This is a genomic window from Amycolatopsis sp. lyj-346 (assembly GCF_046548975.1).
In the GTDB taxonomy this organism is placed as follows: domain Bacteria; phylum Actinomycetota; class Actinomycetes; order Mycobacteriales; family Pseudonocardiaceae; genus Amycolatopsis.
Map to the genome: position 1 here is coordinate 178,444 of NZ_JAJPWT010000014.1, position 23,876 is coordinate 202,319.

Consider the following 23,876-nt stretch of genomic DNA (forward strand, 5'->3'; position numbering starts at 1 on the left):
TCGCTGCGCGGGCGACCTGGCCCTCGTTCGCGGCGGGGTGCCGTGCTGAAGTCGGGGCATGACCCTCGATCTCGGCCTGCTCGGCGCCCATCTGCGCGAGCACGAAGTGAACCCGGCAGCCGCGGCGGAAGTCGAGCGAGCCGGCTACGGCACGCTCTGGCTGGACGCCTCGCCGGCCGCCGGCCTCACGCTCGCGGAGAAGTTGCTCGACGCGACCACCCGGCTGACCGTCGGCACCAGCGTGGTGAACGTCTGGACCGCCGACCCGGACACCGTCGCCGCCTCCTACCACCGGATCGACGCCCGGCACCCCGGCCGGTTCCTGCTCGGCGTCGGCGTCGGGCACCGCGAAGTCCACGCCGAATACGCTTCGCCGCACGACACTCTGGTGTCCTATTTGGACAAGCTCGCCGCCGCGGGCGTCCCGCCCGGCCGGACCGTGCTCGCCGCGCTCGGGCCGAGGATGCTGCGCCTGGCCCGCGACCGCACCGCCGGCACCATTCCCGGCATGGTCACCCCCGAGCACACCCGGCAGGCGCGCTCGGTCCTCGGTACGGGCAAACTGCTGCTGCCGGGGCACTTCGCCCTCGTCGAGCCGGACGCCGGACGGGCCCGCGCGATCGCCCGGTCCGCCCCACCCGGGACGGCGCTGGCGGTCACCAACTACGCGAACAACCTCCGGCGGCTCGGCTACACCGACGACGACCTCGCCAACGCGGGAAGCGACCGTCTCATCGACGCGCTCGTCGCCCACGGCGACCCGGCCACCGTCGCGACGAAGCTGCTGGCCCACCGCGACGCCGGTGCCGACCACATCGGCGTCTTTCCCCTCGGCGACGACCCGGTCGCCACCCTGCGCACGGTCGCCGATGCGGCGCACGCCGTCAAAACCCCGTGACGTGCCGGAGGATCAGCTCGGCACACCCGGCCGCGGTCGTGGTGGCGGTGTCGACGACCAGGTGATCGCGGTCCCACGGCTCGTACTCCCGCTCGACGACGTCCCGCCACGTCGGCAGCTCGAGGCCGGGGATGTCGGCCGTCCGCCCCTCCACGCGGGCGCGGTGCTCGGCCGGGTCGGAGCAGACGAGCTCGACTTCGAGGACGCGGGGCCCGGCCGCGCGCCACGCGTCCCTGGTGATCTTCAGCGGATTGACGCACTCGGCGACGACGGTGACGCCGTTGGCGAGCTGGTCGCGGGCCAGTGCGTAACCGGCGACATACCCCGCGGCCCGCGGTGCTGCGGGGAGCTCGCCCGAGTCCACGAGAGCCTGCTCGATCGTGTCGATCCGCAGGTAGGCCGCGCCCAGTGCGCGAGCCAGCGGCCGGGCCACCGTGGACTTGCCGGTGCCCGGCAGGCCGCCGAGCACGACCAGGACGGCGGACATCACCGGGCCTCGGGATCCAGCTTGCGGTCGGCGTCGTCGCCGCGGACGAGCGTCGTCACGCTCGGCAGCTTAGCCGCCCCGGCAGCCGGGAACGGCCTTCTCACATCGCGGACTCTGCGGGCTACCGCGTGAAGAGGGCGTTGACCTGCTGGTTGGCGACCTTGAGCGAGTCCGGTTCGGCGGTGAGGCTCATGATCGCGTCCATCGCCGGGTTCATCACCGCCTGCAGTTCGGTCCAGTGCTGGGCCACCGGCGCCAGGTGCGTGCTGTTCTCGTCGATCGGCACCTGGAACGCCGCCGTGTCGATGCCCTGCCCGGCGAACGCGTCCTTCGAGATCCGCGCCGAGGACTCCACCGCGGGGAAGGCGATCCCCTCGGCGGCCGTCAGGTCCTGGCAGGCCTTGGACCCGAGGAACGCCACCAGCTTCTTGGCTTCGCCGGCGTGCCGGGTGCCGGCGGCGATGTTGTCGGCGAGCCCGTTGAACATCGACGCGCGCCGGCCGTCCGGGCCGGACGGCACCGGGGCGATCGTCGTCTTCACGCCCTGCAGCCGGAAATAGGTCTTCGTGTTCCAGCTTCCCTCGGTGACCATCGCGTACTTGCCCGCGCCGTAGTTGTCGGGCTGGCGCCCCACCTTGCCGCCGCCGGCCACCTGGAGCGTCGGCAGGTACCCCTTCTTCGCCAGCGACTGGAACCACCCGATCGTCTCGATGAACTTCGGGTCGCCGTAGTTCCACCGGGCGCCCCACGGGTTCCGGTCGGCGTGGGTCCAGCCGGTGCCGAAGGCGTACTGGCTCCATTCCGTCTGCCCGAATCCCCCGCCCGAACCGTTCAGCCCCAGGCCGTACACCGCGACGTTCGCCTTGTCGAAGCCGGGCTGGTCGCCGCGGACGCCCTTGCGGTCGATCGTCAGGTGCGCGATCGTCTTCTCGAACGTGCCGCCGTCCCGGGGGTTCCAGGCCATCGAGTTCAGCTGCTGGGCCGTGATCCCGGCGTCGTCGAGCATCTTCTGGTTCGCGAAGACCGCGACGGTGTCGTAGTCCTTCGGCAGGCCGTAGCGCTTGCCGTCCTGGCCGACCCACAGATCGGCCAGGCCCTTGCGGTAGCTCGACAGGTCCGCCTGCTTCGACTCGACGACATCGTCGATCGGCATGATCTGGTTCTGGCCGGCCAGCTCCGGGTAGTGGTTCAGGTGCGAGACGAACACGTCCGGGCCTTCACCGGACACCAGACCGGCGGTCAGCGTGGTCCAGTAGTCGTCCCACCCGTACTGGGTGAGCTTGACCCCGATGCCCGGGTTCGCGCCGGTGAAGGCGTCCGCGCACTTCTGGTACCCGGGCTGCTGGGCCGAGTCCCACAGCCAGTAGTTCAAGGTGACGTCTCCGGAGCTGCCCGCCGTGCCCGAACAGCCGGCCAGGACCAGGGCACCGGCCGCCGCGGCGGCGGTGAACCGGCTTCGTTGCCACTTCATCGGGGTTCCTTTCCCCCGGGCTACTTCAGCCCGGTCGAGCCGATCGAGTTGATGACGCGCCTGCCGAGCAGGGCGAAGAGCACGAGGACGGGCAGGGCGGAGACCAGGGTCGCCGCCATGAGGCCGGGCCAGTCCGGATTTCCCTGTGGTGTCTGGGACCGGAACACGCCGAGGGCGACCGTGAGCACCCGCACGTCGTCGGCCTTGCCGACCAGCAACGGCCAGAAGTAGTCGTTCCACGAGGTGATGTAGGTCAGAATGGCCAATGTGGACAGTGGGGCGGAGCTCATCGGCAGGATGAGCCGGAAGAAGATGCGGGGACGGCCCGCCCCGTCGAGGATCGCGGCCTCTTCGAGCTCCCGCGGGATGGCGAGGAAGAACTGGCGCAGGAAGAACACCGCGAACGGCGCCATCAGCAGCGTGGGCAGGACGATGCCGAGGAAGGTGTTGAGCAGGCCGAGGTCCCGCATGAGGACGAAGTTCGGCAGGATGGTGAAGATCGGCGGCACCATCATGGCGGAGAGGAAGAGGAAGAACACGGCGTCGCGGCCCGGCCACCGCAACCGGGCGAACGCGTAGGCCGCCATGGCGCTGAAGAACGTCTGGCACACCGTGGTGGAGGTCGCGACGATCACGGAATTGCGGAGGTAGAGCCAGAAGTGCAACGAGGCACCCGAGCCGCCGCCGGCCAGGGCCTCGGCCGGCGTGGCCAGGCCGAGGACGCGTTTCCAGCCGCCGAGGCTGAAGCCCGCCGGGAACGGGTTTCCGCTGCCGGCCGCCAGAGCGCCGTTGCTGGAGAACGACGTCCGCAGCATCCAGTAGAAGGGGAACAACGTCACCAGCAGGACCAGGCCGAGGACGATCCACGCGATCGCCCGGCCGATCCCGCGCGACCGGCGCACCGGGGTGGCCGCCTCGGGCGGCGGGACGGAGGTCCGGGGCAGCACCGTGGTCATGGCTCGCTCCTCACGCCAGGTCCGAGTGGCCGGCCCGGGTCAGCCGCAGTTGCAGGAGGCTCACCGCGGCGAGCACCACGAACAGCACCACCGACACCGCGGAGGCGTAGCCGAACTTGAACCGGCCGAAGGCGAGTTCGTAGATGTAGTAGTAGAGGACGCGGGTCGCGTTGACCGGACCGCCCTGGGTGGTGACGGCGACGGTGTCGAACGTCTGGAACGAGCCGACCACGCTGACGACGAGGACCAGGGCCAGCACCGGGCGCAGCAGCGGGAGCGTGACCCGCCAGAACATCTTCGCCTCGGTCGCCCCGTCGATCGCCGCGGCCTCGTAGACGGTCTTGGGGATCATCTGCAGCCCGGCGAAGATGAGCAGGGCGGTGTAGCCCAGGTGCCGCCAGACGTTGACCAGCGCGATCGTGGGGATGGCCAGCGCCTGGTCGCCGAAGAACGCCAGCCTCGGCAGGCCGAGCCAGTCCAGGACCTGGTTCCCGATCCCGAGCTGGTAGTCCAGGATCCAGAACCAGACAAGCGCGACGACCACGTTCGCCACCAGGTACGGCGTGAGGATCAGGCCGCGGATCACCATCGAGCGCGTCAGCCGGTGCAGGAGCACCGCGATCCCCAGCGCGAGGACGGTCTGCACGCCGATGTTGATCACGACGTACTCGAGGGTGACCCACAGGGCGTTCCAGAAGACCGGGTCACCGGCGAGCTGCCGGTAGTTGTCGGCTCCGACGAACTTCCCGGGCCGGAAGACGCTGAAGTCGGTGAAACTGGAGAAGAGCCCGCGTACCGCGGGGACGAGGGTGAAGGCGAGCAGCCCGGCCGCGGCGGGTGCGACGAACAGCCAGGCGGCGCGCGTTTCCCTGGCGGGCAGGAACTTCACCGCCGCCTCCTCAGCGCTCGGCGATGACGTGGATCAGCTGCAGCTGTTCCGGTGGCAGTGCGGGTGCCTGCACCCCCGCCGCGGCCAGCGTGGCGCCGGACAACGTCGACGGCCGGTCCGCCCAGTCCGGGAACGCGGGCAGCCCGTGCCGCCGCGTCCGCTCGACGGCCGAGAGGAACCGCACGGTGTACCGGGTTCCGGCGGCCAGCCCGGGCAGCCGGATGCGGCCGGGCGGGGCCCAGGCGCCGGTTTGCAGGGCGACGAACGCGAAGAGCGCTTCGGCGCGATCCTGCGCGACGACGCCGTGGAGCCAGTGCGCCGGGTCGGGGTGGTCGGCGCGGACGACGGTGCCGCTGTGCAGCAGCGGCCGGAACCGCTTGTGCAGCGCGATCCAGGCCGTGAGTTCGGCGAGTTCGGTCTCGCTCGCCGATGTCAGGTCCCACTCCATGCCGAAGTGCCCGAAGAACGCGGTGCCGGCGCGGAAGTCGAGCGTGTGCGTGCGGCCGGTCGTGTGTGCCGTCGGCGCGCCGACGTGCGAGCCCAGCATCTCCGGCGGCAGCAGCAAGCCGGTCCAGCGCTGGATGTGCTGGCGCTCGAGCGCGTCCAGGCAGTCGCTGGCCCAGATCCGTTCGGTGCGGGCGAGGATCTCGAGGTCGGCGCGGCCACCACCGGACGAACAGGACTCGATCTCCAGGCCCGGGTGCTTGGCGCGGAGTTCGTCCAGCAGCCGGTAGAGGGCGCGGGTCTGGTCGTGCACGCCGGCCGTGCCGCTCGCGGTGTGCCCGGCGTCGACGAGATCGCGGTTGTGGTCCCACTTGAGGTAGCCGACGCCGTACTCGGTGACCAGCGCGTCCAGGCGTTCCAGCAGGTAGGCGTAGGCGTCCGGCCGGGCGATGTCCAGCACCTGCTGGTGCCGCGCCTCGGGTGGGAGCCGCGCTTCCGGCCGGAGGATCCACTCCGGGTGCGCCCGGGCGAGGTCGGAGTCCGGGTTGACCATTTCCGGCTCGACCCAGAGCCCGAACTGCATGCCGAGCGAGCGGACGTGGTCGGCGATCGGGCGCAGGCCGTCCGGCCACACCCGGTCGTCGACGAACCAGTCACCCAGTCCCGCGTTGTCGCTTCGGCGGCCGCGGAACCAGCCGTCGTCGAGGGTGAACCGTTCCGCGCCGACCCGCGCGGCGAGCTCGGCGAGCTCGCGCAGCTTCGCCGGATCGTGGTCGAAGTAGACCGCTTCCCAGGTGTTCAGGGCGACGGGGCGTGGCGAACCGGGGTGCCCGGGCCGGCTGCGCAGGTCGGCGTGGAACCGCCCGGACAGCTCGTCCATGCCGTCGCCGTGGGAACCCAGCAGCGTCGGGCAGGCGTAGGACTCGCCCGGCGAAAGGACGATCTCGCCGGGGAGGAGGAGCTCACCGCCGGCCAGGATCGCGGTGCCCGCGGCGTCGCGCTCGGCGTAGGTCGTGTGGTTCCCGCTCCAGGCGGTGTGCACGCCCCAGACCTCGCCCCGCCGGAAGCCGAAGCCGGGCTCACCGGCGAGCAGCAGCAGGGTCGCGTCGAGGCCGGTCCGGCCGCGGCGTCCGCTGCGCACGTAGGAGCCCAACGTGAACGGGTGCCGTTGCGGGGCGCGCTCGCGCAGGTGCCGCCCGGTGAAGTCGAGCAGTTCCCCGGCGGTCGTCGGGACCGGCAGGTTGAGGGTCAGCGCGTCGAGGCCGTAGTCGTCGTCGCCGGTGTTCGTCACCGTCGCGCCCAGCCGCACCACGCCCGACGGCGAGAGCGCCACCCGCAGTTCGAGCGCCAGTCCGGCGGCCGCGTCCCGCGCTGTCGTGATCAGGGTGCCGTCCGCCGTCAGGTCCACGGCGGTTTTGGTGAACAGCGGGGAGAACGCACGGCCGGCACGGCTGCCGGCGATGCCGGGTGTGCCGAACCAGCCGGTGGCGGGTTCGGCCAGCACGCCGACCGGCAGCGGGTCGTCGACGCTGTTGGAGACGACCGGCGGCCGGGCCGCGCGCACCAGGTCCCTCAGTTCGGCTTCGGTGGGCCGGCCGAGATCGGTGCCCCAGTGCACGACGCGGGGCAGGCGGTCGCCGGTCGCGTCGAGCACGAGGCTGGTACCGGCGGCGGCGAGGTACACCACACCGGGGTTCGCCGGCTCGTCGTCGGCTGCGGTGAACGTCGTCGTCAGCACGGGGTTAGTTTCATCACAACACTAACGAGTGTCAAGAAGTAGTGGTCCGGTCACCGAAGTTCGACGGTTTCGCGCGTAGGACCCCTAGGAACGCGTACTTAGTTCCGGAACAGGCAAAACCCCAGCCACCCTGCGCGGTACGCTCCCCCGGTGACATCCGGAACCCGCGCAGGCCGGGCACGGGCGGCGGCGCCCTGGCCGCAGCTGCCCGAGGCCGCTCGTCAGGTGCTCCTCGAGGTCCTCGTCCACGGCCCCACCTCGCGCGCCGAGATCGCCGCCCGCCTGCAGGTGTCGCGGCCGACGCTCAGCCGGATCACGCGGCAGCTCTTCGACGACGGCCTGCTGACCGAAGGCGGGACCGAGCTGCGTTCGTCGACCGGGCGGCCTTCGGAGCTGCTGCAGGTCAAGGGCGCCGCCCGGCACTTCTTCGGTGTGAAGCTCACCGGCGACCACCTCTACGCCGCGGTCACCGACCTCAACGCCGAGGTGGTGGCCTCCCTCGACACCCCGCTGCGCTCGGCGGAGGTCGCCGAGGTCGTCCGCCAGATCGCCGAAACCGCCTCGGCGCTGCGGATCGGGTTCCCGGACCTGACCGCCGCGGGCGTGACGCTGGCCGGCACGGTGCGCTCGGGGGTGGTGCACGGGTCCGCGTACCTGCGCTGGTCCGGGGTCCCGCTCGCCGACCTCGTCGCCGAGGCGACCGGCCTGCCCACCGCCGTGGACAACGACGTCCAGGCACTGACCGCCGCCGAGCACTGGTTCGGGGCCGGCGCCGGGCTGCGGTCACTGGTCGTCGTCACGATCGGCGTCGGCATCGGGTGCGGCCTGGTGCTCAACGGCGAACTCGTCGAGGGCGCCCACGGCACCGCCGGGCGAGCGGCTCACGTCGTCGTCGACCAGTCCGGACCGGTGTGCGACCTCGGGCACCGCGGCTGCGCCGCCAGCTACCTGTTGAACGAGTCGATCGTGCGGGCACTCGGCACCGCCGACTACGCCGGCGCCGTCGCGCGGGCCCAGGCGGGCGACCCCGCGGCCCGCCGGGTGTTCGGCGACGCCGGCTTCGCCCTCGGCACCGTCATCGGCACGGTCGCGAACCTCGTCGACCCGCAGAAGGTCCTGCTGACCGGCGACGGCCTGCCACTGTACGAAGTGGCCGCCGACCGGGTGCGGGAAGGCATCGCGAAGTCCTACGAACCGGACCCCGCGCAGCTGCACCTCGACGTGCAGGCCTTCGACTTCGGCGAATGGGCGCGGTCCGGCGCCGCGCTCGCCATCCGCGCCGCGCTCACCGGCGCCCGCTGAGGCTTTACAGCACACTCCCTCGCCGCTAACGTCTTCCTCGCCTGAGAGCGCTTCCACATCGACCGTCCACAGTGGCCGGTCGATCGCCCTCGGGAGGTACCGTGCACAGATTTGCCGGCTACTGCGCGCTCGTGCTCACCGCGCTGATCGCCGTCCTGATCGTCCCCACGACCGCGTCCGCCGCCACCCCCACGCGCATCATGGCCCTCGGCGACTCGATCACCGGCTCGCCGGGCTGCGCGTTCGGAGCAGGGCCGCCACCGGCCCGGTCCCAGCCCTGCTCCCGCTCGGGTTCCGGCGCGCTGTTGCCGGGCCGCCAGCGCCCCAATGTGGCCTTGGGTGCGCTCAACGCACCCAAGGCGGCCTTCGGTGCGTCCAACGCACCCAAGGTGGCCTTCGGTGCGTTGAACGCACCCAATGTGGCCTTCGGTGCGTTGAACGCAACCAAGGCCACATTGGGGCGGTTGGGGGCTACTTGTGGGTGGCGGGCGAAAAGGTCGTCGGCCTCGGCACCCGTTGCCGAGGCCGCCACGAACGGACCGGGCGGCGACCACGCCGAGCCGGCGGAGGCGTCGATCTTCCGCCGCACCGTCCACAGTGGCCCAGCGATCCGTCGCCAGGCGGCAAACCGGCCGTGAGATCACCTCCGCGGCACCCGCCCGGTGCTGCCCCGGACCGCGAACACCGGCGTCGAGGTGCACGTGTCGGCCACGGACCCGCCGTCGACCTTCCGCCGCAGCACCGACACCGCCAGCGCACCGAACTCGGCGATCGGCCGCTGGACCGCGGACAACGCCGGGCGGACGAGCCGGCAGAGCACCGAGTCGTCCCACGCGATGATGGACACGTCCGCGGGAACCGCCAGGCCCAGCCCCTGCGCGGCCATCAGGCCGCCCACCGCCATGACGTCGTTGTCGAACACCAGGGCGGTCGGCGGGCGCTTCGCCGTCAGGACGCGACGAGCCGTGTCCGCGCCGACCTCCTCGGTGTAGTCGGCGTGCACCGTGCGCGCGTTCGCCAGGCCCAGGCGGTCCGCCGCGGCCACGAACGCCTCCGTACGGGTTCGTGTCTGCCAGAGCGGCTCGGGACCGGCCACGCGAACGACCGACCGGTGTCCGAGGCCGGCCAGGTATTCGAGCACCCCGCGCATCGCCTGCCGGTCGTTCATCCACACTGAAGGCAGGTCGGACCGGCCCAGCGGACCGCCGAGCGCGACGGCGGGCAAGCCGATCGCGGCGAGTTCGTCCGGCCGGGTGTCGCCGATCCGCAGGTCGGACAGGAGGACGCCGCCCACGGTCTGCTCGCGGTGCCAGCGCCGGTAGATCCCGAGTTCGGCGGAGCGGCTCGGGGCGGCCTGCATCAGCAGCGACGCCGACCCGGTGGCCAGCTCCCGCCGGATCCCGGCCATGAGCTCGCTGAAGAACGGCTCGCCGGTGAGCGCGGCCGCCGGCCGGTTGACCACCATCCCCAGCGCTGCCGACCGGCGGACGTGGCGGTGGGTGCCACCGCCCGGCGTCCAGCCGAGCTGCCGGGCGATCTCCACGACCCGGTGGCGCGTCGCTTCCGAGACACCACGACGGCCGTTGAGCGCGTAGGAGACGGCTCCCTGTGACACGCCGGCACGCGCGGCGATTTCCCTGACGGTCGGACGCTTCATCGCACCTCCGGGTAGAACCGGCTCGAAAAGAAATCATCTGCACACCCGGAAAGGTTTTCCGAATTCGGCAAGGCTCCGCCACGGAGCATTCCGGTGCGGCCACGGCAGCCGCCCCGGACGGAACATTCCGCCCGGGGCGGACCGGCTCACCTCAGATTGGGCACTTCGTCCCTGGTGACCACGTACGAGCTGTTGTACGTCTTCTGCAGCTGGCTGATCGGGTTGCGCGAGGTATTGGTCAGCCACTCGGTGTGCCAGGTGTTGAACATGACCCACCGCGTGTTCGACGACTGCAACTGGTCCGGGTCGGGGATCGGGCCGTTCTCGTGCAGGGCGATCGGGATCGTGCCGCCGACGATGTTCCTGGTGGCGTTGAACAGGCCGGTCTGCGGTCCGTGGTCACCGGCGTAGGTGTCGGAACCGGCGATGTCGACAACGGACTTGCCCGGGTAGAACGACGAGCTCGGCTGGCCGTTGAACGGCAGCAGCCAGACCAGGTTGTCGAGCCCCTTGGTGCCGGTCAGGTGGTTGTACGCGAACTGCCACAGCCGCTTGTACTGGGCGCCGCCTTCCTTGCTCCACCAGAACCAGGTGCCGCCGGCTTCGTGGAACGGGCGCCACAGCACCGGAACCGCGGCGTTCTCCATGATCTGCAGCTGGGCGGCGGCCTTGTCCAGCCGCTGGACGAACGAGGCGTACTCGGCCGTTCCCGGCGTGAGCACGGCGTTGATCGACACGGCCATCTGGCTGCCCTCGTAGGTGTCCGGCTTCGTCGGCGCACCCATGTGGTAGCCGACCATCGGGATACCACCGGCGTTCCACCACGACACGCCGCGGGCGCCGACGCCGTCCTGCTCGATGTCCATGCCGCGGATCGCCGGGTACTTGCCCGTCCGGTCGCGGATGTAGTTCATCTCGTACTCGGAGCCGGCCACCCAGGTGGACTCCTCCTGCCCGGAGATGATGTGGTTGCCGTATTGGCTGTAGAAGTAGCAGAGCAGCTTCTTCGCCTGTGCCGTCGCGCGCGGGTTGACGGGATTGGCCGAGCAGGTGCCGGGCTGGTTCGAGCCGCCGCCGACGCTCCACCGCTGGTTGGCCTGGCCGTGGCAGCCCCAGAGCTGGACCGTCGTGCCGTTCGCGGTCGCCGCGGCCGTCACGTCGGCGCACAACCCCGACTGGGCGCCGTAAATGCTGCCGTCGGAGCGCAGGGTGAACTTCTGGTTCGCCGCACCGGTGCAGGACCGGATCTGCAGCTTCGTGCCGGCCGCGGTCTGGCTGCCGTAGGCGTCGAGGCACATCGAACCGCCGAACACGCGCAGCTCACCCGCGTCCGTGACGGTCCACTGCTGGTTGGCCTGGCCGTTGCAGTCCCAGATCTGGATCCCGGTGCCGGCGGTCTGCACGTTGCCGATCACGTCGAGGCAGCGGGCGGAAGCCGCGCTGACGAGCGCGCCGGTCTGGGCCGCCGAAGCAGTTCCGCCGTCGACGAGGAGCGGGACGACGAGCGCCGACGCCGCCAGGACCCGGGTGGCTCTCCTCCCCCAGCGGCCGAACCCGCTTCCTGCCGGTGGCGAACTTCGAGGGAACGACATCGCATCTCCTTTGATCACGATGAAGGCCGGCCCGGCTCGAAGCGGGCACGACTGGTAAGGATAACAGCGACTGAGAGCGCTTCCAGTCGAATTCTAACAACCACGCCCGGCACCGGAAACCCTGCGCGGATAAGTTCGCGCACGAAATTAAAGATGTTCAGCTGCGTTCAGTCGAAGAATTGCGCAGCACAAACAAGGAAGTTGCCGACCGGGCCGACGGCGGCGAAAAGGCGGCAGCGAAGAAAACTGCGGGCTGCCGGAAACGGAGCGGACAGCTCAGGCGACCGGAGCGGTGCTGGCCCGCAGCACGCACTTCGCCGCGGGCGACCAGCGTTCGGTGACCGGACCGCCGTCGACCAGTTCCAGTACCGATTCGGCCACCGAGACGCCGTACTGGTGCACGTCGACGCTCATCGTGGTCAGCGAGGGCGTGGCCAGGCGGCACAGGGTCGAGTCGTCCCAGGCGATGATGCCGAGCTGGTCCGGAACGCCGACCCCGAGCTCCTTGGCCGCGCCGAGTCCCGCCAGTGCCATCACGTCGTTGTCGTAGAGGATGGCGGTCGGCGGCGCACCGCCGGAAAGCAGCTCGGTGGTGCGTTTCGCGCCGGACTCCTCGGAGTAGTCGCCCTCGGCGACGATCGGCTCGATGCCCACCTCGCGGCAGCCGGCGACGAGCGCGTCGGTGCGGGCCCGGGTGTGCAGCAGCTGCGCGGGTCCGGTCACCCGCGCGATGCGCCGGTGCCCGAGGTCGAGGAGCACCTGCAGGGCGGCCCGGACCGGTCCGGTGTTGTCGGTGCGCACGGCCGGGAAGCCGTGATCGTCTTCGGGCTCGCCGACCAGGACCGCCGGCATGCCCAAAGATCGCAGCAGGGCCGGCCGCGGGTCGTCGTGGACGAGGTTGACCACGACGGTCGCCTCGACCATCCGCTGGGCGGCCCACCGCCGGTACGCCGCCAGCTCGGCGTCCTGTGTGGACACCACGTGCAGCAGCAGCGACAGGTCCCAGTCGGCGAGGTGCTGCTCGATGCCCGCGATGAACTCCATGAAGAACGGCTCGGTGCCGAGCAGCCGGGGCGGGCGGGCCAGCACCAGGCCGATGGCGCCGGAGGGGTGGTGCGTGCTCATCTAGGACCTCATCACCGGGGAGCCGAGTGCGTTCGCCGACCGCAGCACCAGCGGGTCGGCGAAGGCGGCCGGATCGACGGTGTTCGCGGTGCGGACCACGAACGACCGCGTTTCGCCGGGCAGCAAGGTCACCAGCATGTCGTCGACCACGGCGTCGGGTGCCACCCGGTCGGCCAGGAGGGCGACGTCGCGGGCCAGTGCGGAAGCGGTGACGTCGACGCGGTAGCCGCCGGGCACCGGAGCGGCCTCGGCGGACAGCGGACCGGGCACGTAGTCGTGCTCGAGGTCTTCACCGAAGACGTGCACGAGCCGGGTCTCTTCGGTCGTCGCCACGAGCACCTCCTCCCCGGATCCGGCCGGTGCCAGCTCGGCGGTGGAGCGGGCCGGCACGGTGAACCGCAGTGTACGTCGCCCGGTGACCTGGCCGGCGACCGTCCGCGTTTCCAGCTCGAGCTCACCCGACCACGGCGTGGCGGTGTCGTTGACCGCGATGACGACGTCTTCGCCGTCGCGCGGCTGAACGGTCAGCAACCGGGGGGCAAAAGCGTGCTTGAGGGCGTACCACAGCGGCTTGAGCCGTTCGTCCGAGTCGATCGCGGCCCACGACGTGACCGGCCAGCAGTCGTTGAGCTGCCAGACGAGCGCTCCGGCGGTGCGCGGCCACCACGACCGGAAGTGCTCGATCCCGAAGGCGACCGCGCGGGCCTGGTTGAGCTGGGTCGCCCAGTGCCAGTCGGGGAACGCCTCCGGCCGCGGCAGGTGGGCCGCGAGACCGCGGTCGAGCTTGCCGTTGCCGTCCTCGGCCTTCTGGTGCCGCAGGAACGCCGCCGACGTCGGCGTGAGCGGGTCGTCGTGGATCCACCGGGCCAGCGTGGCCCACGTGGGCGGCCCCTGGAAGCCGAACTCCGAGCAGAACCGCGGGACGTGGTCGCGGTAGTGCGTGTAGTCGATCCGGTTCCACACGTCCCACTCGTGCCGGGTGCCGTGGTCGGGGTCGTTGGGGTGGATCCCGCCCGGGCTGTACGGGCTCCCCGGTGCGTAGTGACGGGTCGGGTCGAGCTCGGCGACGATGGCGGGCAGCAGCTCGGTGTAGTACTTCAGGCCCCACGTGCGGCCGTCGAGCTGTTCGGGCCAGCCCCAGTCGGCGAACCCCCAGAGGTTCTCGTTGTTGCCGTTCCACAGGGCGAGGGAGGCGTGCGGCGTCAGCCGGGCGACGTTCTCCCGCGCCTCGGCCTCGACCTCCGTCCACAGTGGCTCCTCCTCGGGGTACGAGGCGCAGGCGAACGGGAAGTCCTGCCACACCAGGACCCCGCGTTCGTCGCAGACGTCGTAGAAGTCTTCGGTCTCGTAGATCCCGCCACCCCAGATGCGCAGCAGGTTGAGGTTCGCCCCGAGGGCCTGGTCGACCCGGCGGGCGAGCCGGTCGCGGGTGATCCGGGTGAGGAAGTGGTCGTCGGGGATCCAGTTGGCCCCCTTGGCGAACACCGGCGTGCCGTTGACCACGAACGTGAACGGCGTGCCGATCTCGTCCGGTTCGGTGTCGACGGTGATGGTGCGGAACCCGATGCGGCGCCGGTAGGCGTCGAGCGCCGTCCCGGCCCCGACGAGGTCGACTTCGAGGTCGTAGAGCGGCTGTTCGCCGTAACCGGCGGGCCACCACAGCCGGGCGTCCGGCACCGTGAGGGTCACCGTGCCCCGGGTTTCGCCCGGCTCGACGGTGGCGCGGGAAGCCCGGTTCGCGGCCGGGATCGAGGCGACCAGCTCGAGCCGTTCGCCGGTCCCGGGAGTGGCGTGCTCGACGTCCGCGTGGACCGTGACGCGACCGGTCCCGTCCTCGTCGACCGTCACCAGCGGCCGCACGGTCGCGAGCCGGGCGGCGGTCCACCGCTCGAGCCGGACCGGCTTCCAGATCCCCGCGGTCTGCAGGTCGGGTCCCCAGTCCCAGCCGAACGAGCAGGCCATCTTGCGGATCATGTTGAACGGGTGCGGGTAGGCGTGGTCGCGCCAGCCCAGGTCCGCCTCGACCGACTCGGCGTGGGTCAGCGCGCTCGCGATCTCGACGAGCAGGGTGTTCGTCCCGTCCCGCAGTGCCTCGCGGACGTCGAAGCGGTGCGTGCGGTGCATGTTGGCGGCCCGCCCGAGCCGGCGGCCGTTGAGGGTCACGGTCGCCACGGTGTCGAGGCCGTCGAAGACGAGATCCGCGCGTTCCGCCGCGGACGGCGCCGAGGAGGCGAACTCGAGGGTGTAGCGCCACCCGGCGCGGTGCATCCACGCCACGTCGGCCTCGGCGGTGTCGAGGTACGGATCGTCGATCAGGCCGGCGGCCAGCAGGTCCAGGTGGGCGGAGCCGGGCACGGTGGCGAGGAGCGCGCGACCCCGGACCGGGTCCGGAACCGGACCGGCCACGGCCTCGACACGCCAGCCCTCGTGCAGTTCCTGACGGTTCACTTCGGGCGCTCCTCACGCGGCCGGCGGCTCGCCGAGGAGCCGCACCCTGGGTGGCGATTGTTACTCAAGTAACTTAAGTAAGTCAACCGAGGTATGGTTCAGACAACACTCCCCCGATCAGGGGGTCAGGCCGATGACACGGGCAAGCGGAGCCACCGCCGGCGGGGACACGTGCAGCACCCCCTCCGCGGCGTCCCACGTCAGCGGCCACGGCTCCGGGTGGGCGGGGAAGAGGATCTCCGGCTTCGCCGCGACACCCCGCAGGTGCGGTACCGGCACCGCGAGCTCCCCGCTCGCGCCGGGCTGCCGCCACACCGTCAGCAGCGTGCGCGCCGGAGCCCGCAACCCCATCGCCGGCCATCCGGACCGCGCGCCGGGCAGCCCGAAGGGCCAGAACGGCCGCCCGTTCCCGACGTCGGCGCGCACCCGCTTGTGGACCTCGACCGCCTCGCGGACGAGGTCCAGCTGCGCGGAGTCCATCAGGTCGAGCCGTCCGGTCAGGTAGAGCCGGCCGAGCAGGCCGGTGGCCAGCGTGTGGACGGCGTCCTCGAAGGACATTTCCGGCTGTGCGCACGCCCAGTTGCCGGCCTGCTCGGGCAGCACCGAAGCCGGCGCGGCGGCGGCGATCGGTGGGTACAGCAGGGGGTTCTGCTGGTCGGACGTGGACTGCAGGTGCATCCGTGACAGCATCGCGTAGTCCATCCGCATCGCCCCGGAGGCGCAGTTCTCCAGCAGCAGCCGCGGATGCCGCCGGAGCACGTCGTCCAGCCAGGCCAGGTGCGCCCGGTTGTGCTCCAGCAGCCCGGCACCCGGTGCGAGCCCGCCGAGGTCGGTTCCGGGTCCGGGCATGATGTTGTAGTCCAGCTTGAAGCAGCCCACGCCGAACTCCGCGATCAGGCGGTCGACGACCTCGTCCAGGTGGGCCCGGGCGGCCGGGTGGCGCAGGTCGAGGTGGTACCGGCCGTGCTCGACGACGCGCCGGCCCAGCCGCTGCAGGAAAGCGCCGCCGGGCAGGCGGTCCGCCACCGGGGAGCGAACGCCGACGACCTCCGGCTCCAGCCACAGACCGGGCACCATCCCGTGCGCCCGGATGCGCTCGAACACCTCGCCGAGCCCGCCGGGGAAGCGGGTGGCCGACGGCGAGGGAGACCGGGACCGAGACGAACGGTTCGTCCGCGGTGACCCTGGCGTGCCACTGGTGCTCCGCGTCGGTGGGTCCGAGCAAGGCGACGTACGCCCCGGCGGCCGTCTCGCCGATTTCCCAGTGCCACGTCCCGTTGTGCTCGATCTGCCAGGCCAGTGCCCACGAGTCGTCGTGCGCGACGACCAGCCCGGTCGGCAGCCGTTCGCCGGTCGACCAGGTGCTGCGCGAGGTCACCGCCAGGCGGCCGCGCGGCGGGTGGTGGTGGACGACCGGGTCCATCGCGGCCAGGCCGGCCTCCCGGAGCGGGATGCGCCGCCATCGGGACTCCGCGGCCCAGTCGGAATCGGCGAGCAGGACGTCGAACCCGGTCACCCCCAGCCCGGTGTCCCCCAGGAACGCGCCGGTGACCGCCGAGGTGACCGCCTCGACGACCACCTCGCCGCCGCCTTCGACCGCCAGTTCGGTCCAGGTCCGCACCGCGGCGACGCCGGGCGTCGCCTCGAACACGCTGGTGACGACGAGGCCGGTCACAGCGTCGAACTGCTCGATCCGCAGTGCCGAGTCCAGCCGTCGGTGCGCGCGGTAGCGGAGCCGGGCGCCGACGGCCGTGTCCGCGTAGCGGTGACTTCCGGGGAACCGGCCGTGGCCCAGCGCCTTCACCTCGGCCAACGGTGCCCCCGCGGCAGCCCGCGGAGTTCCGGTACCCGCGGGACGCAGCGAGCGCAGGACCACGGGCCGCTCCGGGCCGACGTCGAACACCAGGACGACCGAGCCCGGTGCCCACCGCAGAGTCATGCCCGCGATCCGTAGAACCAGCACCGCGCGAAGTGCGCGTCGCCCACCTTCTCCGCCGACGGTGTCGTGGTGCAGATGTCCATCGCGAGCCGGCAGCGGTCACGGAACGTGCAGCCGCTGTGCACGCCGGGACCGGGACCGCCGCCGACCGGATCGGCCTGCTCCGGCACCACCGCCCCGCGCTTGTCGGGATCGGGGGCCGACGCCGCGAGCAGCTGCGTGTACGGGTGCTTCGGCCGCAGGATCACCTCCGAGGCCGGGCCGTGTTCGACGATCCGGCCGCGGTAGAGCACCGCGATGTCGTCGGCGAAGTGGCGGGCCGTGGCCAGGTCGTGCGTGATGTACAGCACCGCCAGGTCGTCCTCGCGCTGCAGCCGCCCCAGGAGGTTGAGCACCCCGAGGCGGACGGAGACGTCGAGCATCGACACCGGCTCGTCCGCGATCACCACCTTCGCCCCGGGTGCGAGCGCCCGGGCGATCGCCACGCGCTGGCGCTGCCCGCCGGACAGTTCGTGCGGCCGTCGCCGCGCGATTTCGTCGGCGGGGCCCAGGTTGACCCGCTCCAGCAGGTGCCGGACCTGCCGCCAGGTGTCCTCGCGGCCCCGGGTGCGCCCGTGCAGCAGCAACGGGCGCGCCAGGTGGTGCTCGACGGTGTGGAAGGGGTTCAACGACGCGAACGGGTCCTGGAAGACCATCTGCACGTGGTCGCGGTACGCCCGGCGGGAAACCTCGGTGCCGTCGACGCTGGCCACGATCCGGCCGGACGTCGGCGGCTCGAGGCGCGCGACCATCCGGGCGATCGTCGACTTCCCCGACCCGGACTCGCCCACCAGCGCCGTCGTCCGGCCGGGCGTCAGGGTGAACGACACGAGGTCGACCGCGCGCAGCCGGGACCGGCGCACCCCGTCGCGGACCCGGAAGTCCTTCACCAGGTCGCGGACCGCCAGTTCGGTCACCGGACACCTCCTTCGGCGAGGGCCTGGTCGCGCAGGAACGCCCCGCGCTCCCCGGTCAGGCTCGGGAACGACTCGAGCAGCGTCCGCGTGTAGGGGTGCGACGGCGCGCGGTACAGCTGCTCGGCCGCCGCGTATTCGACGACTTCGCCGTCCTTCATCACCGCGATCCGGTCGGCGATCTCCAGCAGCAGCGGCAGGTCGTGGGTGATCAGGAGGACGGCGAAGCCGAACTCGTCCCGCAGCCGCAGGATCTCCTTCAGGATGCCGCGCTGCACCACGACGTCCAGCGCGGTCGTGGGCTCGTCCATGATCATCACCTGCGGGTCGAGCAGCAGGGCCATCGCGATCATCACGCGCTGCCGCATCCCGCCGGACAGTTCGTGCGGGTAGGAGCCCAGCCTGCCGGGGTCGACGCCGACCAGCCGGAGGACCTCCGCACACTTCGCTTTTCGCTGCGCCTTCGGCATTTCCGGGCGGTGGGTGAGCAGGACGTCGGCCAGCTGCGACCCCACGGTGGTCACCGGGTTCAGCGCGTTCATCGCCCCTTGGAAGACCATCGAGAGGCGGTCCCAGCGGAACGCGCGCAGCTCTTCGCGTTCCAGGGCCAGCACGTCGATGGCCGGGCCGTCGCGGTCGTGCAGGACGACGGTGCCCGCGGTGACCTCCGCGGGCGGCCGGTGCAGCCGGTTGATCGCGTAGGCCAGGGTCGTCTTCCCGCACCCGGACTCCCCGGCCAGGCCGAGGATCTCGCCGCGCCGGAGCGTGAGGGACACGTCCTTGACCGCGTGGACCGGGGTCGCGGTGCGGTAGACGACGTCGAGGTGGTCGACGCTCAGCACGACGTCGTCCCCGGCCTCGGCCGGCTCCCGCGCTTCCGGCCGTTCGGCCCGGCGCCGCCGGCCCGCCACCCGCAGCTTCGGGTTGATGATCTCGTCGATGCTGAAGTTGATCAGCGCAAGCCCGCAGCCGAACAACGCGATGACCAGCCCGGGCGGGACGAACCACCACCAGGCCGCCCGCTGGAGGGCGAACCCGTTCTGCGCGAAGTAGAGCATCGTCCCCAGCGTCGAGGAGTTCGACGCCCCGAGCCCGAGGAACGACAGCCCGGCCTCGGACAGGATCGCCGCGATCACCGCGAACACGAACTGCGACGCCAGCAGCGGCAGCAGGTTGGGCAGGATTTCGACGGTGATGATCCGCCACCGCTTCTCCCCCGCGACACGCGCCGCGGCGACGTAGTCGCGATTGCGCAGCGACAGCGTCTGGGCGCGCAGGACGCGGGCCGACGCCGCCCACCCGGTGATGGCCAGCACGAGCGCGACCGTCCACGCGCCGCGCGACTCGGGCGGCACGAACCCGGCGATGACGATCACCAGCGGCAGCCCCGGGATGACCAGCATGATGTTGGAGAACAACGAAAACACTTCGTCGACGGCGCCGCCCGCGTAGGCGCCGATGACCCCGAAGAACGCGGAGAGCACCGTCGCCAGCACCCCGACGATCAGGCCGATCTGGAGGGAACCACGGGTGGCGTACGCCAGCTGCGCGAAGACGTCCTGCCCGGTCTGGGTGAGACCGAGCAGGTGGCCGTTGCCCGGCGGGGCGAGGCCGGCGTCGCGGATGGCGTCGGGGTCACCGGCGAACAGCGGGCCGAGGATGCCGAACAGGGCGATGACGGTGACCAGGCCGAGCCCGACGCCCAGGCGGGGCGACCAGGCCGGCAGGACCGCGCGCAGGCCGCTGATGCGGCCGCGGCGGACGGGCGTCAGGATCGGCGCGCCGGTGGTGGTTTCGGGACCGAGATTCGTCACGGGTGCTCCTTCTCAGGCCCGGGCGCGGGTGCGCGCGTCGATCAGCCCGTACAGCAGGTCGATCACGAGGTTGGCGCCGAGCACGGCCACGGTGATGATGAGGAAGATGCCCTGCATCAGCGCGTAGTCGTTGTTCTGCACCGCCTGCAGCAGCTTCGAGCCGATGCCGGGGTAGGAGAACACCTGCTCGGTGACGATCGACCCGGACACCACGAAGCCGAGCGAAATCGCGAAGCCGGCGACCGACGGCAGGACCGCGTTCCGGGCGGCGTAGCGCAGCATCACGCGCCCGTCACGCAGGCCCTTGGCCTGCGCGGTGAGCACGTAGTCCTCCGAGCCGGTGGACACCATCATGTTGCGCATGCCCAGCAGCCACCCGCCGACCGAAGAGACGACGATGGTGAGGGCGGGCAACGTGCCGTGGTAGACGGCCGACGCGAGGAAATCGGCGTCCCACCCGGGGTCGAGGGCCACGTCGTACCCGCCGAGCAGCGGGAACCAGCCGAGGGCGCCGGCGAGCAGCGCCGCCAGCAGCAACGCCAGCCAGAAGTACGGGACCGCGGCCAGGACGGTGGTCCCCGGCACGAGGGCGTCGAGCCACGTGCCGCGCTTCCAGCCGACGAACATGCCGAGCCCGACCCCGAGCACGAACGACAGCAGCGTCGCGATGCCGACCAGGACGACCGTCCAGGGCAGCGCCTGGGCGATCACGTCGGACACCTTCGCGGGGAAGACGCTGACCGACACGCCGAGGTCGCCGTGCGCCAGCCGGCCCAGGTAGGAGCCGTACTGGGCCCACAGCGACTCGTCGCCGCGGGTGCCGAGCAGCAGCTCGTAGGCGCGGCGGACCGATGGATCGGGCGTCGCACCGCGCTGGGCCAGCTTCGCGAGCAGGACGTCCACCGGGTTGCCGGGGAGCAGGCGCGGGATCAGGAAGTTGAGCGTCAGCGCCGCCCACAGGGCGACCAGGTAGAACGCCAGTTTCCGGAGGTAGTAGGTCATCGGTTCGCGGGCTTGAGCGTCTTGTAGATCTGGGCCTGGTCCGGCCGGCTCCACACCGCCGGGAAGGCGTACAGGTTGTCCTTGGCCGGCCAGCCGGTGAACTTGGCCGAGTGGTACACGCTGGTCGTGCCGCCGGTCAGGATCGGGATGTAGGGCATGTCCTGCTCGGCCCGGGTCTGGACGACGTCGAAGTAGGGCTGCCGCTTCGCCGCGTCGGTCGAGTCGATGCCCTTCACGGCGTTGAGCGCCGCGTCGACTTCCGCGTTGGAGTAGCGGCTGTAGTTAGGGTAGGCCGACTCGCCGACCTTGGCGGTCGTCTCGGTCGCGAAGTAGTAGTTGTAGTCGTAGAACGGGTCCGCCGACGGGCCCTGGTTCATCGCGTCGATCAGCAGCTGGAAGCGGCCGCGGACGCGGGCGTCGGCCCATTCGTTGTAGGACACCTGCTGGGCCAGCAGCTTGATCCCGGCCGGCTGCAGCTGCTGGGCCATGGTGTTGATCGCGGTGATGTAGTCGGTCCAGCCCGAGGGCACCTGGACCGTCAGCTCCAGCGGCTTGCCGTCCTTGGCGAAGAGGCCGTCCGGGCCCTTCACGTAGCCCGCGCCCTGCAGGAGCCCGGCCGCGCGGGCCAGGTCGGGTGACTTCGGGGCGACCCGCTCCTGCAGCTTCGGCGAGACGTACTTGGCGTCGCGGCCGAGCAGGGTGAACCCGGGCGAGATGTCGGAGGCGGTGTCCTCGAAGGCCAGCGCGTTGAGCTGGGTGCGGTTGATCGCGTAGTAGATCGCCTTGCGGACGGCCGGGTCGGTCTGCGGGCCGGTGCAGCCGAGGGCGGCGTTCGAGCAGGCGGTGAGGTTCATCTGGTTCATCGGGACCGTGATCGCCTGGTAGCCCGGGTAGTTCTTGGCGACGTCCTTGATGTCGGGGACCGGCCCGGTCTGGAAGTCGATCTGCTTGCTCGCCAGCGCGTCCACGCCGGACTGGTTGCCGGCCAGCGCGAGGTAGCGGATCCGCTTCACCGCGGGCTCGCCACCCCAGTAGCCGGGGTTGGCCTTCAACGTGAACGCCTGCGGCTTGAACTCCTCGAGGGCGAACGGGCCGGTGCCGACCGGCTGCGCAATCACGTCGTTGGCCGGGTCGGGGATCTTCGACCACAGGTGCCGGGGAACGATGAAGGTCTTGCCGAGGACCTGCGGGCCCTGCATGAACGCGGGCTTCGAAAAGGTGATCTTGACGTGGGTGTCGTCGGTGGCGACGGCCTTGCCGTCGTAGCCGGTGGTGTTGATGGTCTTGTTCTTCGCGACCATGTCCAGCGTGAACACGACGTCCTGCGCCGTGAACGGGGTGCCGTCGGAGAACTTCACGTCCGGCCGCAGGGTGACCGAGAGCTCGGTGCCGTCGGCGTTCCAGGCGAAGTCGGTGCCCAGCAGCGGGACCGGTTTCGCGTCCTGGGTGATGTTGTGGAAGAACAGCGGCTCGAAGATCGTCCCCGAGCCCTCCATCGTGCTGGAGGAGAAGGGGTTGAAGTTGATCTGGTAGTCGCCCGACTGACCGGTGTAGGAGACCAGCGTGCTGTCCGCCGCGGAGCCGCTGTCCGACGACCCGCATCCGGTGACGAGCGTGGTGGCCGCGACCGCGGCGAGCGCGGCACCGCACACCCTGCGACGCGATGAGTGAACCGACATCAGTCCTCCTGGCTGGGCTGCGTTGACCTTCCGCCATCACGGCAGGCATGAGACTGGAGGCATTGTTAAGTCAACGAAGAAATGAAGTCAAGGTCTGGGCGGCATTCGGCGGCGGGGAGGGCTCGTCTACGCCCAGCCGGCGGCCCGCGCCTTGCTACCCTTCGCGTATCGAGCTAAGTAAGTCGGCAGGAGTTCGGAGATCGGATGAGTGGCCCCACCAGGACGACCCCGCACACCAGCAGCCGGGCCGCGGTTCTCGACGTCATCCGGGCCGCCGGCACGATCAGCCGGGTCAGCCTGGTCAACGCCACCGGCCTGACCGGGGCCACGATCTCCACCGTCGTCCGCGGCCTCATCGACGACGACCTGGTCCGGGAATCCGGCCGGGCCGAATCCACCGGCGGCAAGCGCCGGGTCCTGCTGCAGCTGAATCCGTCGGCCCGGTACGCCGTGGGCATCCACCTCGACCACGCCGACATCACGTACGTGGTCACCGACCTCGCGGGAGCGGTGGTCGCGCGCATCTCCCGGCCCGGCGCGGGGAACGCCGCGCCGGAAGCGGTGGTGAAGCGGATGACCGAAGAAGCCACCGCGCTCGTCGCCAGCGCCGCCGTCGACCGCGAGCGGCTGCTGGGGTTCGGCCTGGTCTTCCCCGGGCCGCTCAGCGCCGGCGAAGGCATGGCGATCACCCCGCCCGCCATGCGGCGGTGGGCGGGCTTCCCGCTGGGCGGGGAGATGCGCCGCGCCACCGGCCTGCCGGTCGTGCTCGACAACGACGCGACCGCCGCGGCGCTCGGCGAGCACTGGTCCGGCGGCGTCGACCTGCCGGCCACCTTCGCCGCGCTGTACATGGGCAGCGGCATCGGTGCCGGGCTGATCGTCAACGGGATCGGCTACCGGGGCGCGAGCGGCAACACCGGCGAAGTGGGCCACATCTGCCTCGACCTGGACGGGCCCGAATGCTGGTGCGGCGCGCGCGGCTGTCTCGAGGTCCTCGCCGGACCGGCCGCGGTCGTGGCCGCGGCCCGCGCCGACCGGCGGCTCGCCCGCGCGGCCGGGCTGTCCCGGCGGGACCACTCGCCGGGTCATTCGGTGATCCCGGACTTCACCGCGGTCAGCCGGGCCGCCCGACGCGGCGACGAGGGCGCGGTCGCCCTGCTGGAGCGCTCGGCCCGCTACGTCGCCGTCGCCGTGCGGAACCTGGCGAACATCACCGACCTCGAAGCCGTGGTCCTGACCGGCCCCAGCTTCGCCATCGCCGGGCCGAGCTACCTGCCGGCGGTCGAACGGGAACTGGACGGCACGTTCTTCGCCCGGGCCAACCACCGGGTCGGAATGCGGCTGTCCCGGGCGGCGGCCACGGCGCCGGCCATCGGCGCCGCCGCGATGGTGCTGCAGTCCGAGCTCGTGCCGCTGCACAGCGGCCTGCGGCTGCCGGAGAACCTCCAGCCGTCCGAACCCCCGCTGCTGCCCGCCTCCTGA

General features: G+C 71.4%; 18 protein-coding genes and 1 pseudogene. 4 read left to right on the forward strand and 15 right to left on the reverse strand.

Features of this window, described 5'->3' with window-relative positions:
* Positions 1-58 precede the first annotated feature (58 nt).
* Positions 59-898: a TIGR03620 family F420-dependent LLM class oxidoreductase gene (locus tag ACLJQE_RS33350; protein ID WP_410643511.1), complete on the forward strand. Its 840-nt coding sequence runs from the start codon at positions 59-61 to the stop codon at positions 896-898.
* Here ACLJQE_RS33350 and ACLJQE_RS33355 read toward each other — a convergent pair.
* From ACLJQE_RS33355 to ACLJQE_RS33375, 5 genes are all read right to left on the reverse strand, one after another.
* Complete coding sequence (locus tag ACLJQE_RS33355; protein ID WP_410643512.1) at positions 885-1,385, reverse strand: AAA family ATPase; 501 nt, start codon at positions 1,383-1,385, stop codon at positions 885-887. The genes ACLJQE_RS33350 and ACLJQE_RS33355 overlap by 14 nt on opposite strands.
* 121 nt (positions 1,386-1,506) lie before the next feature.
* Positions 1,507-2,856: an ABC transporter substrate-binding protein gene (locus ACLJQE_RS33360; protein ID WP_410643513.1), complete on the reverse strand. Its 1,350-nt coding sequence runs from the start codon at positions 2,854-2,856 to the stop codon at positions 1,507-1,509.
* A 20-nt stretch (positions 2,857-2,876) separates the two neighbouring features.
* Positions 2,877-3,812, reverse strand: coding sequence for a carbohydrate ABC transporter permease (locus ACLJQE_RS33365; protein ID WP_410643514.1), 936 nt, complete (start codon positions 3,810-3,812; stop codon positions 2,877-2,879).
* 10 nt (positions 3,813-3,822) lie between these two features.
* Positions 3,823-4,701 (reverse strand): carbohydrate ABC transporter permease, encoded by an 879-nt coding sequence (locus ACLJQE_RS33370; protein ID WP_410643515.1) that lies wholly within the window; start codon positions 4,699-4,701, stop codon positions 3,823-3,825.
* A gap of 10 nt (positions 4,702-4,711) precedes the next feature.
* Entirely contained in the window at positions 4,712-6,883 is a 2,172-nt protein-coding gene (locus tag ACLJQE_RS33375) for an alpha-galactosidase (protein WP_410643516.1), read from the reverse strand.
* Between the two features lie 150 nt (positions 6,884-7,033).
* Here ACLJQE_RS33375 and ACLJQE_RS33380 point away from each other — a divergent pair, with 150 nt between their 5' ends.
* A complete protein-coding gene (locus tag ACLJQE_RS33380) occupies positions 7,034-8,185 on the forward strand; it encodes an ROK family protein (protein WP_410643517.1) in 1,152 nt (383 codons plus the stop codon).
* A 118-nt stretch (positions 8,186-8,303) separates the two neighbouring features.
* On the opposite strand, the gene ACLJQE_RS33385 is transcribed toward ACLJQE_RS33380, so the two are convergent.
* The 6 genes and pseudogenes from ACLJQE_RS33385 to ACLJQE_RS33410 all read right to left on the reverse strand — a co-directional run.
* On the reverse strand, positions 8,304-8,774 hold the full coding sequence (locus ACLJQE_RS33385) for a hypothetical protein (RefSeq protein WP_410643518.1): 471 nt from the start codon (positions 8,772-8,774) through the stop codon (positions 8,304-8,306).
* 51 nt (positions 8,775-8,825) lie between these two features.
* Entirely contained in the window at positions 8,826-9,842 is a 1,017-nt protein-coding gene (locus ACLJQE_RS33390) for a LacI family DNA-binding transcriptional regulator (protein ID WP_410643519.1), read from the reverse strand.
* Positions 9,843-9,988: 146 nt separating this feature from the next.
* A complete protein-coding gene (locus ACLJQE_RS33395) occupies positions 9,989-11,434 on the reverse strand; it encodes a glycosyl hydrolase (RefSeq protein ID WP_410643520.1) in 1,446 nt (481 codons plus the stop codon).
* A gap of 276 nt (positions 11,435-11,710) precedes the next feature.
* Entirely contained in the window at positions 11,711-12,559 is an 849-nt protein-coding gene (locus ACLJQE_RS33400) for a LacI family DNA-binding transcriptional regulator (protein WP_410643521.1), read from the reverse strand.
* Positions 12,560-15,007, reverse strand: a complete 2,448-nt coding sequence (locus ACLJQE_RS33405; protein ID WP_410643522.1) for a glycoside hydrolase family 2 protein — start codon at positions 15,005-15,007, stop codon at positions 12,560-12,562. It lies immediately after the preceding gene.
* 117 nt (positions 15,008-15,124) lie between these two features.
* Positions 15,125-16,126: pseudogene (locus tag ACLJQE_RS33410) on the reverse strand (glycoside hydrolase family 36 protein); the annotation flags it as partial.
* A gap of 92 nt (positions 16,127-16,218) precedes the next feature.
* On the opposite strand from ACLJQE_RS33410, the gene ACLJQE_RS33415 reads away from it, so the two are divergent.
* Positions 16,219-16,737, forward strand: a complete 519-nt coding sequence (locus ACLJQE_RS33415; RefSeq protein WP_410643523.1) for a hypothetical protein — start codon at positions 16,219-16,221, stop codon at positions 16,735-16,737.
* Between the two features lie 205 nt (positions 16,738-16,942).
* Here the strand turns inward: ACLJQE_RS33415 and ACLJQE_RS33420 are convergent, their stop codons facing one another.
* Genes ACLJQE_RS33420 through ACLJQE_RS33435 form a run of 4 tightly spaced genes read right to left on the reverse strand, consistent with a single transcriptional unit; the run spans position 16,943 to position 22,394 of the window.
* On the reverse strand, positions 16,943-17,902 hold the full coding sequence (locus tag ACLJQE_RS33420; protein WP_410643524.1) for an ABC transporter ATP-binding protein: 960 nt from the start codon (positions 17,900-17,902) through the stop codon (positions 16,943-16,945).
* Positions 17,899-19,713, reverse strand: a complete 1,815-nt coding sequence (locus ACLJQE_RS33425) for a dipeptide/oligopeptide/nickel ABC transporter permease/ATP-binding protein (RefSeq protein WP_410643525.1) — start codon at positions 19,711-19,713, stop codon at positions 17,899-17,901. Before ACLJQE_RS33425 ends, ACLJQE_RS33420 begins: the two co-directional genes overlap by 4 nt.
* A gap of 12 nt (positions 19,714-19,725) precedes the next feature.
* Positions 19,726-20,715: an ABC transporter permease gene (locus ACLJQE_RS33430; protein WP_410643526.1), complete on the reverse strand. Its 990-nt coding sequence runs from the start codon at positions 20,713-20,715 to the stop codon at positions 19,726-19,728.
* A complete protein-coding gene (locus ACLJQE_RS33435; protein ID WP_410643527.1) occupies positions 20,712-22,394 on the reverse strand; it encodes an ABC transporter substrate-binding protein in 1,683 nt (560 codons plus the stop codon). The genes ACLJQE_RS33430 and ACLJQE_RS33435 overlap by 4 nt, the downstream gene beginning before the upstream one ends.
* A 204-nt stretch (positions 22,395-22,598) precedes the next feature.
* On the opposite strand from ACLJQE_RS33435, the gene ACLJQE_RS33440 reads away from it, so the two are divergent.
* Positions 22,599-23,876, forward strand: a complete 1,278-nt coding sequence (locus ACLJQE_RS33440) for an ROK family protein (RefSeq protein ID WP_410643528.1) — start codon at positions 22,599-22,601, stop codon at positions 23,874-23,876.

Excerpts from the sequence above, each read along its gene's own strand:
- ACLJQE_RS33430 (WP_410643526.1), bottom strand. The coding sequence starts at position 20,715 with ATGACCTACTACCTCCGGAAACTGGCGTTCTACCTGGTCGCCCTGTGG.
- ACLJQE_RS33390 (WP_410643519.1), bottom strand. The coding sequence starts at position 9,842 with ATGAAGCGTCCGACCGTCAGGGAAATCGCCGCGCGTGCCGGCGTGTCA.
- ACLJQE_RS33350 (WP_410643511.1), top strand. The coding sequence starts at position 59 with ATGACCCTCGATCTCGGCCTGCTCGGCGCCCATCTGCGCGAGCACGAA.
- ACLJQE_RS33440 (WP_410643528.1), top strand. The coding sequence starts at position 22,599 with ATGAGTGGCCCCACCAGGACGACCCCGCACACCAGCAGCCGGGCCGCG.
- ACLJQE_RS33400 (WP_410643521.1), bottom strand. The coding sequence starts at position 12,559 with ATGAGCACGCACCACCCCTCCGGCGCCATCGGCCTGGTGCTGGCCCGC.
- ACLJQE_RS33360 (WP_410643513.1), bottom strand. The coding sequence starts at position 2,856 with ATGAAGTGGCAACGAAGCCGGTTCACCGCCGCCGCGGCGGCCGGTGCC.
- ACLJQE_RS33355 (WP_410643512.1), bottom strand. The coding sequence starts at position 1,385 with ATGTCCGCCGTCCTGGTCGTGCTCGGCGGCCTGCCGGGCACCGGCAAG.
- ACLJQE_RS33365 (WP_410643514.1), bottom strand. The coding sequence starts at position 3,812 with ATGACCACGGTGCTGCCCCGGACCTCCGTCCCGCCGCCCGAGGCGGCC.
- ACLJQE_RS33395 (WP_410643520.1), bottom strand. The coding sequence starts at position 11,434 with ATGTCGTTCCCTCGAAGTTCGCCACCGGCAGGAAGCGGGTTCGGCCGC.
- ACLJQE_RS33435 (WP_410643527.1), bottom strand. The coding sequence starts at position 22,394 with ATGTCGGTTCACTCATCGCGTCGCAGGGTGTGCGGTGCCGCGCTCGCC.